This is a genomic window from Serinicoccus sp. CUA-874 (genome assembly GCF_001942225.1).
Lineage (GTDB): Bacteria > Actinomycetota > Actinomycetes > Actinomycetales > Dermatophilaceae > Ornithinicoccus > Ornithinicoccus marinus.
Genome location: NZ_MKJZ01000036.1, coordinates 86,804 through 108,934, shown reverse-complemented (window position 1 = coordinate 108,934; position 22,131 = coordinate 86,804). Strand labels below are relative to the sequence as shown.

Genomic DNA, 22,131 nt, shown 5'->3' with positions numbered 1-22,131 from the left:
ATGGGGGTTGTTACAGGGCTGCCTGTCGTCAGAGGCAGGAGGAGCCTGAGCGGGTAGGGTTGACCATATGCGAGCCCGCTTGTCCGAGTTGCGTATCGGTGCCTTCAAGAGCATCAGGGACGCTAGAGTGCCGTTGACCGACATGACTTTGGTCGTGGGAAGGAATGGCTCGGGGAAGAGCAACATCCTGGACGCCCTGTCGGTCTTGAATGCGCTTTCGTCCGGCATTAGTCTGCGAGACGCCTTGGACGGTGGGCGGGATGGAACTGCCGTACGCGGTGGTTCCGAGGGGTGTGCTCCTATTGGGGAGAACACATTTGAGCTGGGGTGCACAGTTTCCGGTGAGGGCGAGCCCCCGCTGCATCTTGACCTGAAGATACAAACGATCCCCAGCCTCCAGATAGTTCAGGAACGGCTGTGGTCCCCTAAGCGCGGTGGGGAGACCGAGTGGCTGGCCTCGGATCCGCCGCAAGACTACAGTGCCGACATCGTGACGCGCTGGAACAGCAAGAAGCGCGGAAAGAATCCACCGGTCTCTATGCGAGCTGACCAACTACTGACGTCCCAGGTGAATACGCGGGTGCCGGCCACGACTATCGGTGGTCGCGAAGTGCACGAGCGGGCTGCCGTCATGCTTGAGGCTTTGTCGGGCATTTTCTTGTTGGATCCTGTTCCCCATCAAATGCGCGAATACGTTCCCGAGAGAGATAACGTGCTCCGTCGCAACGGAGAGAATTTGTCTGCCGTGCTCAGCTTCATCGCAGATGAAGCTGACAGACGCGATGAATTGCTGAACATGACACGCTCTCTGTCAGAGGCGCAAGTTTCTGACCTTTCTTCAGTCACCAGCGACCTTGGAGACGTCATGGTGACGCTGGAAGAGAAGATTGGGGGACAGACCAGGGCCATACCTGCGAGACTGATGAGCGACGGCACGTTACGTTTTCTATCGATAGCTGCTGCGATGCTTGATCCCATAGCCTTATCATCTGGATCCCGCTTGCTGGTAGTTGAAGAGATCGAGAATGGACTGCACCCTTCTCAGGCATCGCTTCTCATCAGTAGGCTCAAGGAAGCTGCAGCTGAACGAGGGGTAGCGACACTCGCCACGACCCACAGCCCTGCGATTTTGGACAGCCTTGCGGGTGAAGATCATGAATCTGTCGTTGTCGTGACTCGTGACGCCGAAGGTTGGAGTCGAGTGACGAGGCTAGTCGAGTTCCCAGACTACTTCGAGGTGGCGGGTCAGGCTCCCCTCGGGGAGCGCGCCACGGAGGACGCGCTGCGCCCGGGAGACGCGTCCACGCAGCGCTCCGCCGAGTCCCCTCTGGCGACCATCTTGGGGCTGTAGAGCGTGCCTGCGTCCACGGTATGGCTCATCGACACCTCTGTGCTTGTGGAGATTTTGAAGGTGCCGGGTAAGAGTCAAAGACACGGGGAGCTGAAGGCCGAGTTCGACAAGCGCTACAGGCGCGGGGACAACTTTGTAATCCCGGTTACCACTCTGATTGAGACTGGAAACCACATTTCGCAGTGCCAGGGAGACCGTCGTGCCGCCGCCAATCGTTTCGTGGAGCTCATCCAGGCAGCGCACGGCAACAGTCCACCGTGGTTGGTGCGGGGTCTCAACTGGGACGCATGCTTGTTGGAGCAACTGATTAAGGGCGACTCAACGGGCTCAACTCTTTTTGAGTTACTTGCGGCGGGGCGGATGGGTGCGGGGGATGTGGCAATCTTAGTCGAACGTGACGCGTTTCGACGCGAGACCGCCTACGATGACGTCCGCGTCTGGACACTTGAGGCGGAGCTTTCCTCCTTCGAAACGCCTTCCTAGACCCTGTCACCGCGGCTGGCGGCGCGCGGCTAACTTCGGAGCGGTAGGATGGCCGGAGAACGACATACGCGCTCCGGGGTCGGTGAAACTCCGAGCCGGCGGTGACAGTCCGCGACCCGACCGCAGCCAGCGGCCGGTTGACCTGGTGGAACTCCAGGACCGACGGTGAAAGTCCGGAAGGGAGGCAGCGCGTGGGTCGGCGGCCTGGCCGTCCGCCCACCCGTCGCGGGCACGCCTCGCGACCCGTGGCGGCGTCGCCGTCGTCCCCGCAGCCTCCCCACGTCCCCGGGCACCGACCTGGAGAGGACGACGGGTGACCGGCCACCACACCCTGAACCCCGCGCCGCCGACGGCCGCGGTCGAGGCCGCGCTGGACCGCGCGGTCGAGCTGGCTCGGTGCGGGCCCCGCCACGACCGCAACCCGCGGGTCGGGTGCGTCCTGCTCGACCCCGAGGGCGTGACCGTGGGGGAGGGCTTCCACGCCGGCCACGGGACGCCGCACGCCGAGGCCGTGGCGCTCGCCGCGGCGGGTGACTCGGCGCGTGGCACGACCGCCGTCGTCACGCTCGAGCCCTGCTCGCACCACGGCAGGACGCCGCCGTGCGCCGACGCGCTGGTCGCCGCCGGCATCACGCGGGTCGTGTATGCCGGTGCCGACCCCACGCACGCCGGTGGCGGTGCCCGGGTGCTCCGGGAGGCGGGGGTCGTCGTGCGCGAGCACCGGCACACCGGGGCCGAGCAGGTCGTGGCCGACTGGGCCCGGGCGGCGACGCTGGGGCGCCCGCACGTCACGTGGAAGGTGGCCAGCACCCTCGACGGCCGGGTCGCCGCGGCCGACGGGACCAGCCGCTGGATCACCTCGCCGGAGTCACGCGCGGAGGCGCACCGGGTGCGGACGCGGGTCGGCGCTGTCGTCGTCGGCACCGGGACCGCGCTGGCCGACGACCCCTCGCTCACCGCTCGGGACCGCGCCGGTCGGCTCCTGCCGGACCAGCCGCTCCGGGTCGTCGTGGGCCACCGGGACCTGCCTGCGGGGAGCCGGCTGGGGAAGACGCGGGCGGGGGAGATGGTGCCGGAAGAAGAGGCTGCCGACGGCTGGTCGTCGGGAGAAGGACCTCGCGACGACCAGGTGTCGTCGAAAGAGGGGCCGGTGCTGCACCTGCGCACCCACGACCCGGCGCAGGTGCTGGCCGAGCTGCGCGGTCGCGGGGTGCACAGCGTGCTGCTCGAGGGCGGTCCGACGCTGGCCGGGGCGTTCTGGCGGGCCGGGCTGGTCGACGAGCTGCTCGTCCACCTCGCGCCGGCCCTGCTCGGTGCCGGGCCCGGTGCTGTCCCCGACCTCGGCATCGGCACCCTCGCCGACGCCGCGCGCCTGGATCTCGTCGACGTCGACCGGCTCGGACCGGACCTGCAGCTGCGGCTCCGGTCGGTGCCCGGCCCGGCTACGACCCGGAACGGCTCCGCACCCACCCACAGCGCCGCCTCGGCGTCCACCGGCACCGCTGCTGTTCACGCTGCGTCGAGCGAGCACGCGCATACCCCGTCCGACCAGGAGGTCCCCTGATGTTCACCGGCATCGTCGAGGAGCTCGGCTCCCTCGTCTCCCGCACCGACGGCGCGGACGCGAGCGTCGTCGTGATCCGCGGCCCGCTCGTCACCGCCGACGCCACCCACGGCGCCTCGATCGCCGTCAACGGCGTCTGCCTGACGGTCACGCGGCGCACCGAGGACGGTTTCGTCGCCGACGTCATGGCCGAGACGCTCGCCGTCACGACCCTGGGTGGTCTGGCCGCGGGCGACCCGGTCAACCTCGAGCGCTCGCTCCCGGTCGGAGGCCGGCTCGGCGGCCACGTCGTGCAGGGCCACGTCGACGGCACCACGACGGTGGTCTCGCGCACGCCGGGGGAGCGGTGGGAGGTGGTCCGGCTGGCGCTGCCGCCGCGGTTGGCGCGCTACGTCGCGCACAAGGGTTCGGTCGCGCTCGACGGCGTCTCCCTCACCGTCTCCGCGGTCGGGCCGGACTGGTTCGAGGTCTCGCTCATCCCGACCACCCTCGGGCTGACCACGCTCGGCCGTCGCGGCGCCGGCGAGGCGCTCAACGTCGAGGTCGACGTGCTCGCGAAGTATGCCGAGCGGCTGCTCGACCCGGAGCTCGCCCGATGAGCGCCGTCGCGGCGGTCCCCCGGGCGCTCGACGCGCTGCGCTCCGGTCGCCCGGTGCTCGTGCTCGACGACGAGGACCGGGAGGACGAAGGTGACGTGGTCCTGGCCGCGCAGACGCTGACCCCGGGGTGGACCGGATGGGCGGTCCGGCACACCTCGGGCTTCCTCTGCGCGCCGATGCCCGGCGCCTGGGCCGACCGGCTGGGGCTGCCCGCGATGGTGGCCGACGCCGCCAACGAGGACGAGCTGCGCACGGCATACACCGTCACCGTGGACGCCACGACCGGCGTGACGACGGGCATCAGCGCCGCCGACCGCTGCCGCACGGCGCAGGTGCTGGCCGACGAGCGCAGCACCAACGCCGACCTGCGGCGACCCGGTCACCTCGTGCCGCTGCGCGCCCGCGACGGCGGCGTGCTCGCCCGGCGCGGCCACACCGAGGCCACCGTCGACCTGTGTCGGCTCGCCGGCCTCGCGCCTGTCGGCGTCATCGGCGAGCTGGTCGACGACGAGGGCGAGATGCTGCGCGGTCCGCAGGTGCGTGCGCTCGCGGCCGAGCACGACCTGCCGGTCCTCACCATCGCCGAGCTGGTCACTTACCGGCAGCGGCACGACCGGGTGCAGCGGGTCGCGAGCTCGACGCTGCCGACCGAGCACGGCGAGCTGGTCGTCCACGGCTACCGCGACCTCGTGACCGGCGTCGATCACCTCGCGCTCCTCGGACGCCCCGACCCGGGGCCGAGCCCGCTGGTGCGCGTGCACTCCGAGTGCCTCACCGGCGAGGCCCTGGGCTCGCGTCGCTGCGACTGCGGGCCGCAGCTGCAGGACGCGCTGGCGCGGGTCGCTGTCGAGGGGGGCGCGGTGGTCTACCTGCGCGGGCACGAAGGCCGCGGCGTCGGGCTGGTCGACAAGCTGCGGGCGTATGCCGCCCAGGACGGCGGGCTCGACACCGTCGCCGCGCAGGAGGCGCTGGGGCTGCCCGTGGACGCGCGCGACTACTCCGTCGCCGCGGCGATCCTCGAGGACCTCGGGCAGGCCGGGCGGCCGCTGCGGCTGCTCACGCACAACCCCGACAAGGTGAGCGCGCTGACCGACCTCGGCCTCGTCGTGGCGCAGACACTGCCGTCGGGACGACCGGCGCCGGCCGAGGCACAGGCATACCTGCGGACCAAGGTGGAGCGCCTCGGGCACTCCCCGCACCTGACGACCCCGACCCACGAGACGAGGAGCACAGCATGAGCAAGGCCGGAGCACCCACCCTCAGCGTCGACGGGAGCGGGCTGCGCGTCGCCGTGGTCGCCGCGTCGTGGCACCAGGTCGTCATGGACGGTCTGCTCGACGGCGCCCGGCGGGCGCTGGCCGAGATAGGGGTCGAGGACGTCCGCGAGGTGCGGGTGCCGGGCAGCTTCGAGCTGCCGGTGGCCGCGGCCCGGCTGGCCCGGGAGGGGTATGCCGCCGTCGTCGCCCTCGGTGTGGTGATCCGCGGCGGCACACCGCACTTCGACTACGTCTGTCAGGCGGCGACCTCCGGGCTGACCCAGGTGTCGGTCGAGACCGGCGTGCCCGTCGGCTTCGGCGTGCTGACCTGTGACGACGAGGACCAGGCGCTCGACCGTGCCGGGCTGCCGGGGTCGGGCGAGGACAAGGGCCACGAGGCGGCGACCGCCGCCGTCGCGACCGCCCTGGCCCTGCGCTGAACCGACCGGGCGTCGCGTGAGGTTGCTCGGGCCGGGGATCTCACCCCTGCCGTGGCGGCATCTGAGAGGCTGACGGCATGAGCCGCACCCTGCCGATGACCGAGCCGCTGCCCGGCCAGCCCGACCGGGTGACGATCTACGAGGTCGGTCCCCGCGACGGCCTGCAGAACGAGAAGTCCGTCGTGCCGACGCACGTCAAGGCCGAGTTCGTGCGGCGGCTGCTCGCCGCCGGGCTGGACACGGTCGAGCTCACCAGCTTCGTCCCGCAGAAGTGGGTGCCCCAGCTCGGCGACGCCGAGGAGCTGCTGGACGAGCTGGGTGAGATCGGCACGGGGCGGCAGCGTCCGGTCCTCGTGCCCAACGAGCGCGGCCTGGACCGTGCCCTGGAGCGTGGCGTCACCTCGATCGCGATCTTCGGCAGCGCGACCGAGACCTTCGCCCGCAAGAACCTCAACCGGTCGGTCGAGGAGTCGCTCCAGATGTTCGCGCCCGTGGTGAAGCGCGCGCTGGACGCCGGTGCCTGGGTGCGGGCCTACGTCTCGATGTGCTTCGGCGACCCCTGGGAGGGACCGGTGCCGGTCGAGCAGGTCGTCGACGTCTGCTCCCGGCTCATGGACCTCGGTTGCGACCAGCTCTCGATCGGCGACACCATCGGCGTCGGCACCCCGGGCCACGTGCGCCGGCTCCTCGACGCGCTCGACGACGCAGGCATCGGCCCGGAGCAGAGCGCGGTGCACTTCCACGACACCTACGGCCAGGCGTTGGCCAACACCATGACCGCCATCGGCCGCGGGGTCCGGGTGGTGGACGCCTCGACGGGTGGTCTCGGCGGATGCCCGTATGCCAGGTCCGCCACCGGAAACCTCGCGACCGAGGACCTGGTGTGGGCGCTCGACGGCCTGGGCATCGAGCACGGCGCCGATCTCGACGCGCTCGTGCGGACCAGCACCTGGATGGCCGAGCAGCTCGGCCGACCGGCTCCCTCGCGGGTCGTGCGGGCGCTCGCCGGCGGCTGAGCCGTTCCCGGCGGGGTGTCGGCGGCCTACGATGGGTCGATGCTGCTGGGGGAAGAGCTCATCCTGCTGCTGCTCGACGACCGCACGGGCACCTGGTTGGTCCGGCGCCCGGCCGTCCGTGCGGCGGTGCGGGTGTCGCTCGTGGTCGAGCTGCTCGCACGTCGCCGGCTGGCCCTGGACGACCACGGCGTGCTGGTGGCCGGCCTGAGCGGGACGACGGGTGGCGACCGGTTGCTGGAGCAGGTGGCCCAGCAGGTCGTGGGGCAGCGCCCGGCCGAGCTGAAGCGCCCTCGTCGCGGTGAGGTCGGGGAGCTGCTGGCGCGGCTGCGGGGCTCCGGCGCGCTCCGCCGGCGCTGGCTGAACCGCTCCCGGCACCTCCCGCGCGACGCCCACCGTGAGGCGGGCGTCCTCGCCCGGCTGCGCGAGGCGCTGGGGGTGGACCGGCGACCGGACCGGCATACCGCGCTGCTCGTCGCCCTCGTCTTCGAGCTCGGCCTGCTGCCGACCCTCTTCCCCGGCGAGGACGTCCTCACGCTCGACCACCGGGCCGCCGTCATCGTCGAGACGCTGCGGACCGACCTGCACTACTTCCCGACGACGCTGGAGGACGACGCCCGCGAGCGGGTCGAGGGGCGGGACGTCGCCGAGGGCATGGGCGACGTCCTCTCCGGGGTCGGGGAGGCGCTGGAGTTCCTGGACGTGGTGGTCGGCGCCGGCCGGCTCCTGAGCCTGCCGGTGCGCGCGCTGGTGCGGGTGCTCGGCGAGCTCTGAGAGGTATGCCCGTGCTCCCGCGTCCATCGGCGTCGCCGCCCGGGGTGGACCGCTCGCGGGTGTCAGGTGCCGGCGATGTCCCGCCGTCGGTAGCCGACCGCGCCCAGGGCCATGAGCGCCACCGCGGCCGCGAGCGTGCCGAGCACGGCGGCCCAGTCCATCTCCTCCACCGGCAGCTGCGGCAGCGCCGCCCACGGGGTCAGCCGCGTCAGCCACTCCGGCAGGCCGAGCGCCGTGCCCACCCAGACCATGAACAGGCTCCAACCCACGACCACCCAGGCGAGCCACGCGAGCGGGGCACCCATCCGTGGAGCAGCACCGCGACCCCGAGCGCGACGAGGCCGCCCGGTGCCAGGGCCAGCGCACCTCCCGCGGTCTGCGCGACCCAGGACGCGTCCCCGGTGGCCCGCGCCTGGTTGAGCGCAAGGACCGCCCCGACCGCGGCGAGCAGCAGCACCGGCGCGGCGGCGGCGATGACGAGGTGGCTGGCGAGCAACCGGCCCCGGGGCAGGGCGGTCGAGAGCACCAGCTCGGCGTGCCCGCGCTCCTCCTGCTCGGGCAGCCGCCCGAAGAGCTGCACCGCGACCACCGCCATGACGACCGACACGATGCCCAGCATCGCGACGAAGAACGCCTCTGCCAGCTGCTCGGCGCCGCCGCCCATGCGCTCGAAGACGACCCGCAGCTGCGGCACCTGCTCCAGCATGTCGGCGAAGCTCGTCGACAACGAGCCCATGGCGAGGGCGAAGAGCAGCATCCCCAGGCTCCAGCCGACGACCTGGCCCCGGTGCAGCCGCCAGGCCAGGGCGGCGCCGCTGCGCAGACCCGCCGGGGCAGCCGCCCGGCCCCGCCGCGCCGCCCACAGCCCGGACCCGTGGTCCCGTCGCGCCTCCAGCGCCACGGCGCCGGCGAGCAGCAGCAGGCCGGCCGCCGCGGGCAGCAGCAGCACCCACCAGCGCTCACCGGCATACGGCCGCACCAGCGCCATCCACTGCAGCGGCGAGCCCCAGGCCAGCCGCGACACTGCCTCGTCGCTCGACCCGTCGGCCACCGCGCGCAGGGTGTATGCCGCCGCGATCGTCCACATCCCGATCGCGCGGGCGGTGCGCGCCGACGCGCTCAGCTGGGCGGCGACCGCCCCGACCCCGGCGAAGGTGGCGCCGACGAGCGCGAGACCGGCACCGAAGGCGACGGACCCGGCCACCGGCTCGCCGAGGGCCGTCATGGCCCCGGCCACGAGCACTCCGAGAGCCAGGCAGGCGCCCACGGTGACGAGCATCCCGGCGACGAGCGGGGCGTGCCGCCCGACCGCGCCGGAGCGCAGCAGCTCGGTGCGCCCGTCCTCCTCCTGGGCCCGCGTCGAGCGGATGATGCCGAGGACGGCCATGATCGCGGTCATCGCGGCGACGAAGGTGCCGACCCGCCAGACGGTGAACCCGCCCGCGGTGGTGAGGTCCACGGGCGGGCCGAGCATCGCCCGCATGGTCGGGTTGGCGGTCATCGTGGTGATGAGGAGGTCGGCGTTGTCGGGGTCGATGATCTGCTCGTAGGCGGCCGCCGTGGCCGGCACGACGACCGTGAGCGCGAGCACCCAGGCGAGATAGAACCACCGGCTGCGCCGAGCCGCGAGCCGGACCAGCTCGCCGAGGCCGGTCACGGCGCCGACTCGTCGTAGTGCCGCAGGAAGAGCTCCTCCAGCGTCGGCGGGGTGGAGGTGATGGACCGGATGCCCAGGGCGGAGAGCCGCGACATCACCGAGCCCAGCTCGGTGTCGTCGACCTGGCACGTCAGGCGGTGACCCTCGATCTGCGCGTCGTGGACACCGGGCGCGTCGGCGACCCCGGCGGGCACCGGCACGGCGAGCTCGGCGGCCACGGAGGTGCGCGTGAGGTGGCGCAGCTCGGCGAGCGTGCCGGACTCCACGATCTGCCCCGCGCGGATGATCGAGACCCGGTCGCAGAGGTGCTCGACCTCGGACAGGATGTGGCTGGAGAGCAGCACGGTCCGGCCCCGCTCGCGCTCGGCCTCGACGACGAGACGGAACTGCGCCTCCATGAGCGGGTCCAGCCCGCTCGTCGGCTCGTCGAGGAGGAGCAGCTCGACGTCCGAGGCGAGGGCCGCGACGAGCGCGACCTTCTGCCGGTTGCCCTTGGAGTAGGTCGTGCCCTTCTTGGTCGGGTCGAGGTCGAAGCGCTCCAGCAGGTCGGCGCGACGGCCCTGGTCCAGCCCGCCGCGCAGCCGTCCGAGCAGGTCGATGACCTCGCCGCCGGTGAGCCCGGGCCACAGCGCGACGTCACCGGGCACATAGGCCAGGCGCCGGTGCAGCGCGGGTGCGTCCGCCCACGGGTCGCCCCCGAGCAGCCGCGCGGTTCCGGAGTCGGCGCGCAGCAGCCCGAGCAGGACGCGGATGGTGGTCGACTTGCCCGAGCCGTTGGGGCCGAGGAAGCCGTGGACCTCGCCCTGCGCGACCGACATGGTGAGGCGGTCCAGCGCCGTGGTCGTGCCGAACCGTTTGGTGACCTCGACGAGCTCGATGGCGTCCACGCGACCGACGCTACTCCTCGTGGCCGCCGCTTCGCCGGACGTCGCGGGGACACCTGCGCGGTCGGGAGCGGCGGTATACCGGGGCGCAGGTCGGTCCGCCCCGGACTACGCTGCGCAGGTGACCGAGGAGACCCCGGCCGGGGTGAGCGCCAGCGACTACCTGCCGCCCACGCACATCAGGGTGCTCAGCCTCGCCCTGATCCGCCACCCGGGCACGGGCGCGCTGTTCGTGAGCGAGTACCTCGACCCCGCGCGTGACGAGACCCTGCACCGGCCCGCAGGCGGCGGGATCGAGTTCGGCGAGACCTCCGAGCAGGCGCTGCGGCGGGAGTTCCGCGAGGAGTTCGGCGCCGAGCTCGAGGTGGGGGAGCGGCTCGGCGTCATCGAGAACATCTTCGTCTTCAACGGCCGCCCCGGGCACGAGTACATCGTGGTCCACGACGCGACTTTCACCGGCCGGGCGATGCTCGGCGCCGGTCCGTTCCCGGTGCTCGACGCGCCCAGCGACGTCGGGGTGTGGCGCCCGGCGACCGGCGTCGACCTGCCCCGTCTCGTGCCCGACGCCCTCGCCGACCTGCTTTGAGGTCTGCCCGCGCTGGCATACTCACGGGGTATGCCGATGGGCGAGGACGGGAGCTGGCGCCCGGGGACCCGCGAGGACCAGCGACGCGAGGCAGCCGCGCGCGGCGATGACTTCGTTGTCCGTCTGCTGAGGTGGTCCTCGCCGGTCTTCGCGGTCATCTTCTGGGCCGGGGTGCTGCTCGGGGTGCGGCACGGGAGGACCTGGTTCGACGACGGGCTGATCTGGTACGCGCTCTCCGCGTCAGTCTGGACGTTCATGGCCATCGCCTCCCTGTGGACGCACCTGCGCGCACGGGCTCGCCGCACCTGACGCAGGATGCGTGCTCCGTCCCGAGACACGCCTGGGCCGGACCGGCTCAGCCGCGCACATGAACGCCTGAGCCGTTCAGGCCGGGCGGGTCGGTGGCCTGAGGCCTCGCGCGGACGCTGCGGCCGGAGGTGCCGGCCCGCGCTGGCATACTCACGCGGTATGCCGGGGCCATCGCCACCCTGTGGACGCACCTGCGCGCACGGGCCCGCCGCGCCTGACGCCGCGGCAAGCCTGCTGGGTGCGAACCGCGCGGCGGCACGGCATACCGTGGGGTGTATGAAGTCTGGGATCGACCGCACCACCATGAACACCGACGTCCGCCCGCAGGACGACCTCTTCGCCCACGTCAACGGGGGCTGGCTCGCGTCCGCGACGATCCCGGAGGACCGGTCGCGCTACGGCGCCTTCGACACGCTGCGGGAGAACGCCGAGTCCGCGGTCCGCGACCTCATCGAGCGCGCCGCCGAGCGGCAGCCCGCGCTGGACACGCCGGCCGGCAAGGTGGGGGCGCTCTACGCCAGCTTCATGGACACCGAGCAGGTGGCTCGGGTCGGGCTCGACCCCCTGGTCGAGCCGTTGCGGCAGGTCGCGCAGGTCACGGACGCGGGCGCCTTCGTCGGGCTGTCCGCCCGGCTGCAGCGCGAGGGCGTCGACGGGCTGGCGCACGTGTGGGTCACCGCGGACGCGGGGGATCCGGACAGCTACATCGCCTACCTGCACCAGGGGGGCATCGGGCTGCCGGACGAGGCCTATTACACCGCGGACGAGCACGCCGCGGTCCGCGACGCCTACCGCGCCTACCTCGCCCGCCTGCTCGACCTGGCCGCCCCGGCCCTCGCGGAGGCGGGCCTTGACGACGTGCTCGGCGACGACGCCGTCGGGCGCCTGTATGCCCTCGAGGAGCGGATCGCCGCCGCGCACTGGGACCGGGTCGCGGCGCGCGACGCGGTCAAGAGCTACACCCGGCTCACCCGCGCCGAGCTGGCCGGGCGGACGCCCGGCTGGGACTGGGACGCCTGGGCGCAGGGACTCGGCGCCCCCGACGGTGCGCTCGACGCGGTCGTCGCCCGGCAGCCCGACGTCCTCGCCGCCGTCGGTGAGGCGCTCCAGGAGGTGCCGCTGGCCGACTGGCAGGCCTGGCTCGTCGTGCGGCTCGTCGACTCGCTCGCGCCCTACCTCACCGACGACCTCGTCGAGGCGCACTTCGACTTCCACGGCCGCACCCTGTCCGGCACGCCGGCCAACAAGGAGCGGTGGAAGCGCGGCGTCGGGCTGGTCGAGGCGCTGCTCGGCGAGGCGGCGGGCGAGCTCTACGTCGAGGCCCACTTCCCGCCGGCCGCCCGCGAGCGGATGACCGAGCTGGTCGCCCATGTCACCGAGGCCTTCCGGCAGCGCATCACCGAGCTGGAGTGGATGGGGGAGCAGACCCAGGAGCGCGCCCTGGAGAAGCTCGCGGCCTTCCGGCCCAAGATCGGCCACCCGCCCGCCTTCCGCGACTACTCGGCCTACCAGCTCGACGCCGCCGACCTCGTCGGCAACGTGCGCCGCGGCGCCGCCTTCGAGACCGACCGCGAGCTCGGCAAGATCGGCGGCCCGATCGATCCGGACGAGTGGCTGATGACCCCGCAGACGGTCAACGCCTACTACCACCCGATGCTCAACGAGATCGTCTTCCCGGCGGCCATCCTGCAGCCGCCCTTCTTCGACGTCGACGCCGACGACGCCGCCAACTACGGCGGGATCGGGGCGGTCATCGCGCACGAGATCGGGCACGGCTTCGACGACCAGGGCGGCAGGTATGCCGGTGACGGATCGCTCACCGACTGGTGGACCGAGGCCGACCGGGAGGCCTTCGACGCCCGCAGCCAGCGGCTCGTCGAGCAGTTCGGCGCCTTCTCCCCGCGCGACATCCCGGGTGAGACCGCGACGGTCAACGGCGGCCTCACCGTCGGCGAGAACATCGGTGACCTGTGCGGCCTCGAGCTGGCCCACCTCGCCTACCGCATCGCCACCGACGGCCAGGCCCCGGAGGTCGACGGGTGGACCGGTGACCAGCGTTTCTTCCTCGGCTGGGGCTCGGTCTGGCGCACCGTCGCCCGGGAGGAGGAGGCCCGCCGGCTGCTGTCCGTCGACCCGCACGCCCCGGCCGACCTGCGCGCCAACACGGTGCGCAACGTCGACGCCTTCCACGAGGCCTTCGGCACCCAGGAGGGCGACGGCCTCTGGCTCGACCCGCAGGAGCGGGTCCGGATCTTCTGAGAGCGGGTATGCCCCCGGCTCAGCGGTAGAGCTGCGGCGCCACCCGCCGCAGCTCGGCGTCCAGCATCGGCGCGAGGGTGCGGACGTAGGTCGCCGTGAGGTGGCTGTGGTCGCTGTAGACGACGACGTCGCCCACGATGGGCGGGCAGGTCTCGTCGGTGCACACGCCGTCGATCAGGTCGACGAAGGAGACGTTGCCGGGCAGGTCGTCGCGACCGGTCCAGGGCGGCGCGTCGCGGTAGCCCTGCGCCCGTGGCATACCGCAGCCGTCGATGTCCTCCGGCTGCTCGGCCAGGCAGTCCGGCACCCCCTGGGGCAGGCGCGCGGTGTCGCGGAAGCCGATGACCTCGATGCCCTCCCGGTCCAGCTCGTCCCAGACGTCGACGAAGCCGCGCGAGACCTGCTCGCTGCCGGGCTGGGTGGTCGAGCCGAGGGTGAGCACGGCGTCCGGGTCGAGCTCGACGAAGGTCTCCAGCGCCGCGTCGTTCCACGCCACGCAGCTGTCCGTCGGGAGGGCGTCCGTCGCCGTCGGGTAGTCGCCGGTGTTGGCGCTCAGGTGGCACCCGGAGCGGCTGATGACGACGACGTCCCACCCCTGCTGCTCCGCGACCACCTGCAGGGCGGGCAGGTAGTGCACCATGTGCGAGCCGCCGGTGAGCACCAGCGTGGTGTCGGCGCCGGGGGCCGTGCCCTCGCAGACCAGCACCTCGGAGGCCGCCTCGGTGTCCGCGTGGTCCTGGATGCACCCCTGGTCGTAGACGTCGGCGTTGTCCCGGGGCGCGGCGGCCAGGTCCGGCACGGGGGTGGCACCGGTGTTGCCGAAGCCGGGCTCGCCCAGGGCCGCGGCCCCGGGGTAGGCCGGGTCGTCCTGCGCCGCCTGCGCGAGCGCGGCCTCGCGCTGCTGGACCAGGGTGGCGCTCCAGGCGCCGAGCGCACCGGCGCCGAGCCCGAGGACCAGCGCCCCGACGAGGACCACCCACCAGGGCCGCCGCAGCGGCGGGCCGGTGAGGGGGCGCTCCACGAGGGTGTGGGTCAGGTGCGCGACGACGACCGAGGCGAGGATCACCAGGGCCCCGTCGAACGGCCCCAGCCGGTCCCGCCCGGTGACGACGAGGGTGAAGACCACGATCGGCCAGTGCCAGAGGAAGAGCGGGTAGGCGATGTCGCCGGCCCACGCCAGCCACCGGCCGGACAGCCACCGGTCGGCGCCCCACCGGGTGCCCGTCGACCCGGCAGCCATGACCAGCGCGAAGCCGCCGACCGGCCACAGCGCCGCCGGGCCGGGGAAGAGCGCGGCGCCGTCCAGCACGAGCCCGGAGGTGGCGACCAGCGCGACGCCGACCCAGCCGCAGACGACGCGCACGCCCCGTGGCAGCCGCCGCTCGAGGGCGAGCAGCGCCAGCACCCCGCCGAGCGCCGGCTCCCAGAGCCGCGCGCCGGTGTGCAGGTAGGCCACCTGCTGGTCGGCCAGGTGCAACCGGGCCGCCCACACCATCGAGGCCGCCGTGACCCCGGCGACAGTCACGAGCAGCACCGGCCACACCGACCGGCGCAGCACCCGCGACACCAGCACGCACCCGACCACCACCAGCGGCCACACCAGGTAGAACTGCCCCTGCACCGACATCGACCAGAGGTGCTGGACCGGGCTGGTCAGCGCCCCCGCCGCGCCGTAGCCGAGCTGGGAGTCGATGAGCTCCCAGTTCTCCCGGTAGGTGAGGCCGGCGAGCAGCTCCCGGCCCAGCTGCTCCCACCGCGTCTCGGGCAGGAGCAGCCGGCCCGCGACCCACGTGGCGGCCAGGACGAGCACCGCGCTCGGCAGGAGGCGGCGGACGATCCGGCCGAGGTAGCGCCCGACGTGGACCGCCCCGCCGGTGCGCACCGCCTCGCGCGCCAGCATCCCGGTGAAGAGGAAGCCGGAGATCGCCAGGAAGACGTCGATGCCGCCGGAGACGCGCCCGTCCCCGAGACGTGGAAGACCACGACCAGCACGATGGCGAGGCCGCGCAGGCCGTGCAGCTCGGGACGGTGGTGCGCCTCCAGGACCGGGTGCTCCACCTCGGGCCGTGGCCCCCTGCCCGCCCCGCCGTCCCGGCCGACGGGGTCCGCGCGCGCCGCCGTCGTCGGGGCGGTCACCGTGCCGGTGCCCCCGGTGTCGCCGCCGCTCACCGCGCCGGACGCACCTTCGTGATCCGGTGCAGCGAGAAGGTGCGCACCTTGTCGTTGTCGGCGTCTCCCACGCTCGCGCGCACCCGGCCGGCCTCGACCGCGAGCGGCCGCACCAGGTGGGTGGCGACGCCGCCGACGTCGTCGGCATACCCGATCCACAGCGTCTGCCCGTCCACCGCGGCCTCGCGCAGCGTGGCGGCGACCACCACCGGGTCGGTGATCGTGCCCTCCTCGTCGTGGCTCGCCGCACGACCGGTGTCGCCGCGGCGCATGACCCCGACGACCTGGCGGGCCACCACCTCGTCGACGCCGTGGGTGCGCACCGCCGGGGTCGCGGCCGGGGCGGCCCGGTGCTGCCGGGCACCTGCCAGCTCCAGCCCGCCGTCGCCGCCGTCGGCGACCGGGCCGTACTGCTCCTCGCGCAGCAGGTCCATCACCGTGGGCGCGGGCACCGGTGAGACGAGCACCGTCGGGGCGATCCGTCGCCACTGGAGCATGCCGAGGGCGCGGTCCCGCTCGATCCGGTCCAGCAGCGCGGCGTCGTCGCAGCGCAGGTAGGCCGAGCAGGCCCCCACCCGGGCCACCCCGTGCCGCCGCGCCACGTCCCGGACGAGGTAGTCCAACGGTTGCGGCACCCCGGTGCGCGAGACGGCGGCCAGCTCCTCGAGCACCCGGTCGGCGGTCCACCCCAGGTCCAGCGCGCGGCGCACGCTCTCCTCGCCGAAGCGGTGCACGGTCGCGCCGCCGCGCGACTCCACGTCGCTGACCAGCCGCATGAGTGCCCGCGCCGCGCCGTCCAGCCGTCCCGGCGCGATCGCGGTGAGGTCGGCCTGCAGCAGCATGTGGTCGACGGCCGCCGGGACCAGGGGCTCCATGAGGTCGGCGGCACCCGCGGCGTCGTCCGCCACGACCGCCCGGCCCGGTCCGCTCAGCGCCCCCCGACCGGTGACCCCGGCCCACTCCGCCTCGCGCAGCACGGTGACGAGGCTGGCAGCGGTGTCGGTGCTGGCGGCGTGCCGCGCCATCCGCAGCGGGTGCCGCCACCGCAGCAGCTCGCCCAGCGCGTCCTCCTGCGCCACGGCTCCGGCCGGCAGCGTGGCGAGGGCGCGCAGCGCGTCCTGGCGGCGCTGCCGCCCGAGGGGGTATGACGTCGCGGTCGACAGCGCGTTGACCCGGCCGCCGTCCGTGGTCCCGACGAGGTCCGCCGCGGCGGAGGAGGCCCACCAGGCGCCCGCGAGAGCGGCCCACCGGGCCCCGGCGGCGTCGTCCAGCCAGTCGTCCGCCGCCGGGGTCGGCGCCCACTGGGCAGGCTGGTCCTGGCGGCGGCTGCCGTCGTCGACGGCCAGCAGCCCGGCGGCGTGCGCGGTCTCGAGCAGCCAGGCCGTCTCCTCCGGGGAGGTCTCGAGGTGGGCCGCGAGGCGGGAGAGGTCGCGGACGGCCACGCCGCCGGAGCGCAGCACCCGCGGTGGGCGGGTGCCCCACTCCTCGACGATCTCCGTCACGAGGACGAGGAGCTCGCCGGCCCTGCCCCCGGCGGCGGCGTCGACGACGTCGGGGTCGAGAGCGGCGTGCTCCACGGCCGGTGGGCGTGGTGCCGGGTGCTGGTGCAGCCGCCCACCGCGCAGGGCGAGCGCCACCTCCCGGGGGAGCACCACGTGGCCCTCGTCCTCACGGTCCAGCAGCCCGGCGGCGACGAGCTCGGCGGCCGCGGCCGCGACCGGCGAGGCGGTGCCGTCCGGGGCGGCGAAGTGCCACCGCGCCGCGGGCCGGGCCCCAGGTCAGCGCGTCGAGCAGGCTGCGCTGCCGCGGGTCCAGCTCCGCCAGCGCCGTGCTCAGCCGGTCGGGCCCAGGGACCCGCTCGCCCACCGGCCCGAGTCCCGCCGGGACGCCGACGACCTCGCCCAGGGTCCGGGCCGGCCGCAGGCCTTCCGGCGAGCGCCACGCCAGGGCCAGCTCCCGCAGGTCCGACGTCAGGCGCGCGGCGGTGTCCTCGTCGGTCCCGAGGAGGGTGGCGAGGTCGGGCGGCTCGGCCGGGTGGGCCACGAGCAGCGCCTCCAGTGCCTGCAGGTGCGCGAGGTCCAGCCCGTCCAGCGCGCGCTGCACGCTGGTGCGGGTGGTGGCGCGTCCGGCGAGCGCGGTGACGTCGGCCGGGGCGGGTCGCGCGAGGTCCGGACGGCGCTGGAGCAGGGCGGCCAGCTCGTCGTCGGTGCGGTCCCGGAGGTCGTCGGCGAGGGAGCGGGCGGGCCGGTCAGTCAAAGAGCGCCTCGTAGACGAGCTGGAAGCGGCCGAAGCGCTCGCTGTAGTAGGGCCGGCGGACGTAGTCCGGGGCCAGGGTCTCGCCGCGCTCCGGCCGGGCCCGGCGCACGTCCGGGGCCAGGCTCTCCAGCGCGAGCAGGGCGGTGCCGTGCAGCGTCGAGCGTTTCATCTTCACCGGCGTCACCGGCGTCCGCATCGCGTCGGCCATGATCTGCATGAGCTCGGGCCGGTCCGCGGCGACGCCGCCGCCGGCGTAGAGCTTCTCCGGCTGCGGCGCGACCTCGCGCAGCTGCTTGGCGATGCGGGCGTAGGACAGCGCGATCCCCTCGACGACACCCCGGTAGACCTCGGCGGGCGCCGAGGCCGCGGTGACGCCCACCATGACCGCGCGGGCCTCCGAGGCCCAGCCGGTGCTCCGCTCGCCGGTGAAGAACGGCAGCACCAGCGGCGTCGTCACGTGCGGTTCGGCACGCAGCGCCTCGGAGAGCGCCTCCGGGCCGACGTCGTCGACAGCCAGGGTGACGTCCGCCCAGGCGAGGGCACGACCCACGTCGTTGAGCGCGCCGCCGATGAGCGAGCGGTCGTGCGACACGCGGTAGCACCACAGCCCCGGCGGGAGGGTCTCGGGCATCTCCCGCACCAGGACGCGGATCGCTCCGGAGGTGGCGCACGAGGCGCCGATCGCGGTCTCGTCGTGCGCACCGAGGCCGACGTTGGCGGCCAGGCCGTCGGTGATGGGGGCATACCACTGCGCCTGCGCCAGGGCCGGCCACTCCTGCGCGATCCGCTCGGCGTGCTCCGGCGCGACCGCCACCGGCTCGTCCAGGTGGTGGATCGGCGGGAGCTGGTCGGCGTCGATGCCGCTGATCTCGACGAGCTCGGGATACCACTGCGCCGTGTGCCGGTCGACCAGACCGGTCCAGGAGGCGGTGGAGGTGCCGGTCGCGAGGGTCCCGGTGAGGTGGAGCATGACGTAGTCGCCGAGGGACAGGACGGTGGCCGCCTGCTTCATCACCTCGGGGCGCTCGGCCTGCAGCCAGCGCAGCCGGGCCGGCCAATAGCTGGAGTGCACCCGGGTGCCGGTGCGCTGCTGCAGGTTCTCCTCCGAGAGCTCCTCGCGCAGCTCGACGACCTGCGCCGCGCACCGCCCGTCGGCATACGTGAAGCATGGGGTCAGGGCTGCCCCGTCGGCGTCCACGACGACCAGGGAGGAGGCGAAGGTGTCGAGCGCGACCCCGGCGACCTGCTCGTCCTTGAGGGCGGCCAGCAGGTCCTCGATGATCCCGCGGACCTCCTGGACGACCTGGTCGGGATCGATCTCGGAGGTGCCGTCGGCGGCCACGGTGAAGGAGTGCGCGACCTTGGCCCGTTTGCCCACCGGGCGGCCCTGCGCGTCATAGATCATCCCCCGGCTGGCGGTGGAGCCCACGTCGACCGCGAGGACCAGGGGCAGCTCGGCGTCCTTGCGCTCGATGTCGAAGTTCGAGGCCATGAGCGCCAACTCTAGGCCGGATCGGGGCGATCCGAGGCATCGGCGAGGGCGCAGCGAGGTCCGTGGGAGCATCGGGGCGTGCACCCCTCGACCGCCCTGGCCACCGTCCTCGTCGACGAGCTGGTCCGCGGCGGGGTGCGGGAGGCGGTCCTGGCGCCCGGTTCCCGGTCCGCGCCGCTGGCCTACGCGCTCGCCGAGGCCGACCGGGCCGGTCGGCTGCGGCTGCACGTGCGGGTCGACGAGCGCAGCGCCGGCTTCCTGGCGCTGGGCCTGGCCCGGGGGAGCGGGCGGCCGGTCCCGGTCGTCACGACCTCGGGGACCGCGGTCGCCAACCTCCACCCGGCCGTCCTCGAGGCGCACCACAGCGGCATACCGCTCGTCGTGCTCTCCGCCGACCGCCCCGCCGAGCTGCGCGGCACCGGCGCCAACCAGACGACCGTCCAGCCGGGGATCTTCGCGGGTGCCGTGTCGTGGGAGGCGGACCTGCCCGCACCGGAGAGCATCGCCGCGACCGCGGCGGCGCACTGGCGGACGACGGTGTGCCGCGCGCTGGCCGCCGCCCGGGGGCACGGGACCGGAGCTGAGGGCGGTGGCGCTCACGGTGGACCGGTGCACCTCGACGTGGCCTTCCGCGACCCGCTGGCCCCGGACCTCCGGAGCACGGGGGAGGCGCCGCCGGGCAGGCCGGACGGGTCGCCGTGGACCGTGGTGGCCGCACCGCCGCCGGCGGCGGCCGACCCGGTCGCGGGCACGGAGCGCACCGTGGTGCTGCTCGGCGACCTGCCCGACCCCGAGCAGACCCGCGCCGCGCTGCGCTGGGCGGCCACCGCCGGGTGGCCGGTGCTGGCCGAGCCGTTCGGGGTGCTGCCCACCGGGCCCGGTGTCGTGCCGCACGGGGTGCTCGTGGCCGACCGGGTCGCCCGCGGCGAGCTGGCGGAGCTGCGGCCCGACCGGGTGCTCACCGTGGGGCGGCTGACGCTCTTCCGCGAGCTCGGCGCCCTCGGGCGGCTGCCGGGGGTCGAGGTGGAGCAGGTGTCGGCCCGGGCGACGTGGACCGATCCCTCGCACGTCGTGAGCCGGGTGCACGGCCCGGGCGTGCTGGCCGTGCCGCCGGAGCCCGCGCCGGGTGCTCGTGCGTGGGTGGACGCCTGGGTGGGCGCCGGGAGGGCGCTCGGGCCCTGGGTGTCCGACGCGGTGGCAGGGGGAGACCTCACCGGTCCGGGCGTCGCGGCCGCCGTCGTCGCCTCGCTCGCGGCGGGTGACCTGCTCGTGCTCGGCTCGTCCAACCCGCCGCGCGACCTCGCGCTGGTGCTCGACGGCGGGCAGCCGCCGGTGCAGGTGGTCGCCAACCGCGGGCTCGCCGGGATCGACGGCACCGTGTCGACGGCCGTCGGCGCCGCGCTGGCCACCGGCGCGCGGACGACCGCGCTGCTGGGCGACCTCACCTTCCTGCACGACGCGGGCGGGCTGCTCGTCGGGCCGGGGGAGCCGCGCCCGGACCTCACCCTGGTCGTCGTCAACGACGACGGCGGCGGCATCTTCTCGACGCTGGAGTACGGCGAGCCCGGGCGCAGCGACACCCCGGAGCGGGCCGCTGTCACCGAGCGGGTCTTCGGCACCCCGCACGGCACCGACCTGGCCGCGCTGTGCGCGGCGCACCACGTGCACCACCTCCGCGCCGCCTCCCTCGACGACCTCCGGGCGGCGCTCGCGGAGCCGGCGCGGGGCATACAGGTGGTCGAGGTCCCGGTCGACCGGGCCGGCCACCGCCGGCTGCGGGACGCGCTGCGCTGACCCCGGTGCGCGCACGGTGCGTCAGGCGCTGAGCGCGCCGCCGAGCCGCTGCTGGGCGTGCCGGCCGCGGCGGCCGATCGCGACCATGCCCGTCGCGGCCCCGAGCCCGAGGTGCGCGCCGCCGGCGTAGACGGTCTCGACGCCGCCGCGCGGCACGGCGAAGGTCTCGTGCCAGATGCCGACCGCTCCCGGGTGGCGCCGCGCCGCGGAGTTGAAGGCGCGCCAAGCCGGCAGGTGCTCGCGGGTCGAGTCGGTGGCGTAGGCGTAGAGCTGCTCGGTCGAGCGCCAGTACTGCACCACCCACGGGCCCTTCCCACCGACGAGCAGCTCGTGCCCGAGGAAGCCCAGGTCGTCCGCCTCCCCGCGCTCGGCCCGGGCACGGTTGTCGTGCAGCTCGCGCAGCATGCGCGGCATCGCCCGGAAGACCGGGAGCCAGAGGTCGGGCCGGTGCTTGGCCCGGATCGTCATGCCGATGTTGAAGACGACGAGGGCGTCCTCGTGCGCGTGGGTGGTGCTGGTGCTCATCCGTGGTCCCCTGCCGTAGTCTTGGATAGTTCCACTCACCAATATAGATAGTTTGACTATCCAGAGCAAGCGAGGAGCACCGTGCGGATCTCCGAGGTGACAGCGGCGACCGGCGTGAGCGTGCCGACGCTGAAGTTCTACCTGCGCGAGGGGGTACTGCACGCGGGCGTCTCCCGGTCCCGGACGCAGGCCGACTACGACGACTCGCACGTCGACCGGGTGCGGCTGGTGCGTGCCCTGGTGGAGGTCGGTGGCCTGGACCTCGCCACCGTCCGCAGGGTGTTCGAGGTCATCGACCGTCCCGACGTCGCGCGGCTGGGTGTGCTCGCGGCCGCCCAGCAGGCGCTGCTCGGCGGGGGTCCGGCGCTGGGCGACGACGAGGGCCCCGGGCAGGTCGAGCCAGGGCGGGCCCGGCGCTGGTTGGAGCGGCGGGGCTGGCGGGTGTCGGGGGAGGACCCTGCCGTCGCCCCGCTGGAGCGCGCCTGGCGGGCCTGCGAGGACGCCGGGATCGGACTGGACGAGGAGCGCATGGACGCCTATGCGGACGCGGTCGAGGGGGTGGCCAGGGTCGACGTCGCCTCCGTCCCCGACGAGCCGCAGGCGGCCGTCCGGCAGGTCGTCGTCGGCACGGTGCTCGTCGACGCCGTGCTCTCGGCGCTGCGGCTGCTCGCGCAGCAGCACACGGCGGTCGTCACCGACCGCTCGCGGTAGCAGGCCGGG

General features: G+C 74.0%; 19 protein-coding genes, 1 pseudogene and 1 riboswitch. Of the genes and pseudogenes, 13 read left to right on the top strand and 7 right to left on the bottom strand.

What is annotated here, in order from left to right:
- Nucleotides 1-67: 67 nt before the first annotated feature.
- The 8 genes from BJF80_RS14000 to BJF80_RS13965 all read left to right on the top strand — a co-directional run bounded on the left by BJF80_RS14000 (nucleotide 68) and on the right by BJF80_RS13965 (nucleotide 7,480).
- Nucleotides 68-1,351, top strand: a complete 1,284-nt coding sequence (locus BJF80_RS14000) for an AAA family ATPase (protein ID WP_075814508.1) — start codon at nucleotides 68-70, stop codon at nucleotides 1,349-1,351.
- A gap of 3 nt (nucleotides 1,352-1,354) precedes the next feature.
- The gene (locus BJF80_RS13995; RefSeq protein ID WP_143554130.1) at nucleotides 1,355-1,834 is read left to right on the top strand and encodes a hypothetical protein; all 480 of its coding nucleotides are present in this window, start codon (nucleotides 1,355-1,357) and stop codon (nucleotides 1,832-1,834) included.
- 64 nt (nucleotides 1,835-1,898) lie between these two features.
- A riboswitch (FMN riboswitch) is annotated at nucleotides 1,899-2,029 on the top strand.
- Between the two features lie 118 nt (nucleotides 2,030-2,147).
- On the top strand, nucleotides 2,148-3,398 hold the full coding sequence (ribD, locus tag BJF80_RS13990; RefSeq protein WP_083673699.1) for a bifunctional diaminohydroxyphosphoribosylaminopyrimidine deaminase/5-amino-6-(5-phosphoribosylamino)uracil reductase RibD: 1,251 nt from the start codon (nucleotides 2,148-2,150) through the stop codon (nucleotides 3,396-3,398).
- Nucleotides 3,398-3,997 carry a riboflavin synthase gene (locus tag BJF80_RS13985; protein ID WP_075814506.1) on the top strand — a complete coding sequence of 200 codons (600 nt, stop codon included), beginning with the start codon at nucleotides 3,398-3,400 and terminating at the stop codon, nucleotides 3,995-3,997. Before ribD ends, BJF80_RS13985 begins: the two co-directional genes overlap by 1 nt.
- Nucleotides 3,994-5,235, top strand: a complete 1,242-nt coding sequence (ribB, locus tag BJF80_RS13980) for a 3,4-dihydroxy-2-butanone-4-phosphate synthase (protein ID WP_075814504.1) — start codon at nucleotides 3,994-3,996, stop codon at nucleotides 5,233-5,235. Before BJF80_RS13985 ends, ribB begins: the two co-directional genes overlap by 4 nt.
- The gene (gene ribH / locus BJF80_RS13975) at nucleotides 5,232-5,693 is read left to right on the top strand and encodes a 6,7-dimethyl-8-ribityllumazine synthase (RefSeq protein WP_075814502.1); all 462 of its coding nucleotides are present in this window, start codon (nucleotides 5,232-5,234) and stop codon (nucleotides 5,691-5,693) included. Before ribB ends, ribH begins: the two co-directional genes overlap by 4 nt.
- A gap of 77 nt (nucleotides 5,694-5,770) precedes the next feature.
- Nucleotides 5,771-6,709 carry a hydroxymethylglutaryl-CoA lyase gene (locus BJF80_RS13970; protein WP_075814500.1) on the top strand — a complete coding sequence of 313 codons (939 nt, stop codon included), beginning with the start codon at nucleotides 5,771-5,773 and terminating at the stop codon, nucleotides 6,707-6,709.
- Between the two features lie 39 nt (nucleotides 6,710-6,748).
- Nucleotides 6,749-7,480 (top strand): GOLPH3/VPS74 family protein, encoded by a 732-nt coding sequence (locus BJF80_RS13965; RefSeq protein ID WP_075814498.1) that lies wholly within the window; start codon nucleotides 6,749-6,751, stop codon nucleotides 7,478-7,480.
- A 62-nt stretch (nucleotides 7,481-7,542) separates the two neighbouring features.
- Here BJF80_RS13965 and BJF80_RS21815 read toward each other — a convergent pair.
- Nucleotides 7,543-8,468 (bottom strand): annotated as a pseudogene (locus BJF80_RS21815) (efflux permease Rv1217c-related protein).
- A 665-nt stretch (nucleotides 8,469-9,133) separates the two neighbouring features.
- Nucleotides 9,134-10,024, bottom strand: coding sequence for an ABC transporter ATP-binding protein (locus tag BJF80_RS13950; RefSeq protein WP_075814492.1), 891 nt, complete (start codon nucleotides 10,022-10,024; stop codon nucleotides 9,134-9,136).
- Between the two features lie 118 nt (nucleotides 10,025-10,142).
- Between BJF80_RS13950 and BJF80_RS17895 the strand changes: the two genes are divergently transcribed.
- The 3 genes from BJF80_RS17895 (at nucleotide 10,143) to BJF80_RS13935 (ending at nucleotide 13,175) form a co-directional block, all read left to right on the top strand.
- Nucleotides 10,143-10,607, top strand: a complete 465-nt coding sequence (locus BJF80_RS17895; RefSeq protein WP_237767636.1) for an NUDIX domain-containing protein — start codon at nucleotides 10,143-10,145, stop codon at nucleotides 10,605-10,607.
- 30 nt (nucleotides 10,608-10,637) lie between these two features.
- Entirely contained in the window at nucleotides 10,638-10,916 is a 279-nt protein-coding gene (locus tag BJF80_RS13940) for a hypothetical protein (protein WP_075814490.1), read from the top strand.
- A 276-nt stretch (nucleotides 10,917-11,192) separates the two neighbouring features.
- Nucleotides 11,193-13,175, top strand: a complete 1,983-nt coding sequence (locus BJF80_RS13935; protein ID WP_075814488.1) for a M13 family metallopeptidase — start codon at nucleotides 11,193-11,195, stop codon at nucleotides 13,173-13,175.
- Nucleotides 13,176-13,194: 19 nt separating this feature from the next.
- On the opposite strand, the gene BJF80_RS13930 is transcribed toward BJF80_RS13935, so the two are convergent.
- The 4 genes from BJF80_RS13930 to BJF80_RS13920 form a co-directional block, all read right to left on the bottom strand.
- Nucleotides 13,195-15,117 carry an acyltransferase family protein gene (locus tag BJF80_RS13930; RefSeq protein WP_269087411.1) on the bottom strand — a complete coding sequence of 641 codons (1,923 nt, stop codon included), beginning with the start codon at nucleotides 15,115-15,117 and terminating at the stop codon, nucleotides 13,195-13,197.
- Between the two features lie 223 nt (nucleotides 15,118-15,340).
- A complete protein-coding gene (locus BJF80_RS13925; RefSeq protein ID WP_083673696.1) occupies nucleotides 15,341-16,999 on the bottom strand; it encodes a helicase-associated domain-containing protein in 1,659 nt (552 codons plus the stop codon).
- Between the two features lie 13 nt (nucleotides 17,000-17,012).
- Nucleotides 17,013-17,600, bottom strand: coding sequence for a hypothetical protein (locus tag BJF80_RS17890; RefSeq protein WP_083673695.1), 588 nt, complete (start codon nucleotides 17,598-17,600; stop codon nucleotides 17,013-17,015).
- Complete coding sequence (locus tag BJF80_RS13920; protein ID WP_075814486.1) at nucleotides 17,593-19,092, bottom strand: gluconokinase; 1,500 nt, start codon at nucleotides 19,090-19,092, stop codon at nucleotides 17,593-17,595. The genes BJF80_RS17890 and BJF80_RS13920 overlap by 8 nt, the downstream gene beginning before the upstream one ends.
- A gap of 78 nt (nucleotides 19,093-19,170) precedes the next feature.
- Here BJF80_RS13920 and menD point away from each other — a divergent pair, with 78 nt between their 5' ends.
- Nucleotides 19,171-20,886: a 2-succinyl-5-enolpyruvyl-6-hydroxy-3-cyclohexene-1-carboxylic-acid synthase gene (gene menD, locus BJF80_RS13915; RefSeq protein WP_075814484.1), complete on the top strand. Its 1,716-nt coding sequence runs from the start codon at nucleotides 19,171-19,173 to the stop codon at nucleotides 20,884-20,886.
- A gap of 21 nt (nucleotides 20,887-20,907) precedes the next feature.
- Here the strand turns inward: menD and BJF80_RS13910 are convergent, their stop codons facing one another.
- Entirely contained in the window at nucleotides 20,908-21,411 is a 504-nt protein-coding gene (locus BJF80_RS13910) for a DUF4188 domain-containing protein (RefSeq protein WP_075814482.1), read from the bottom strand.
- Between the two features lie 81 nt (nucleotides 21,412-21,492).
- Between BJF80_RS13910 and BJF80_RS13905 the strand changes: the two genes are divergently transcribed.
- Entirely contained in the window at nucleotides 21,493-22,122 is a 630-nt protein-coding gene (locus BJF80_RS13905) for a MerR family transcriptional regulator (RefSeq protein ID WP_075814480.1), read from the top strand.
- The last annotated feature ends 9 nt before the right edge of the window (nucleotides 22,123-22,131 follow it).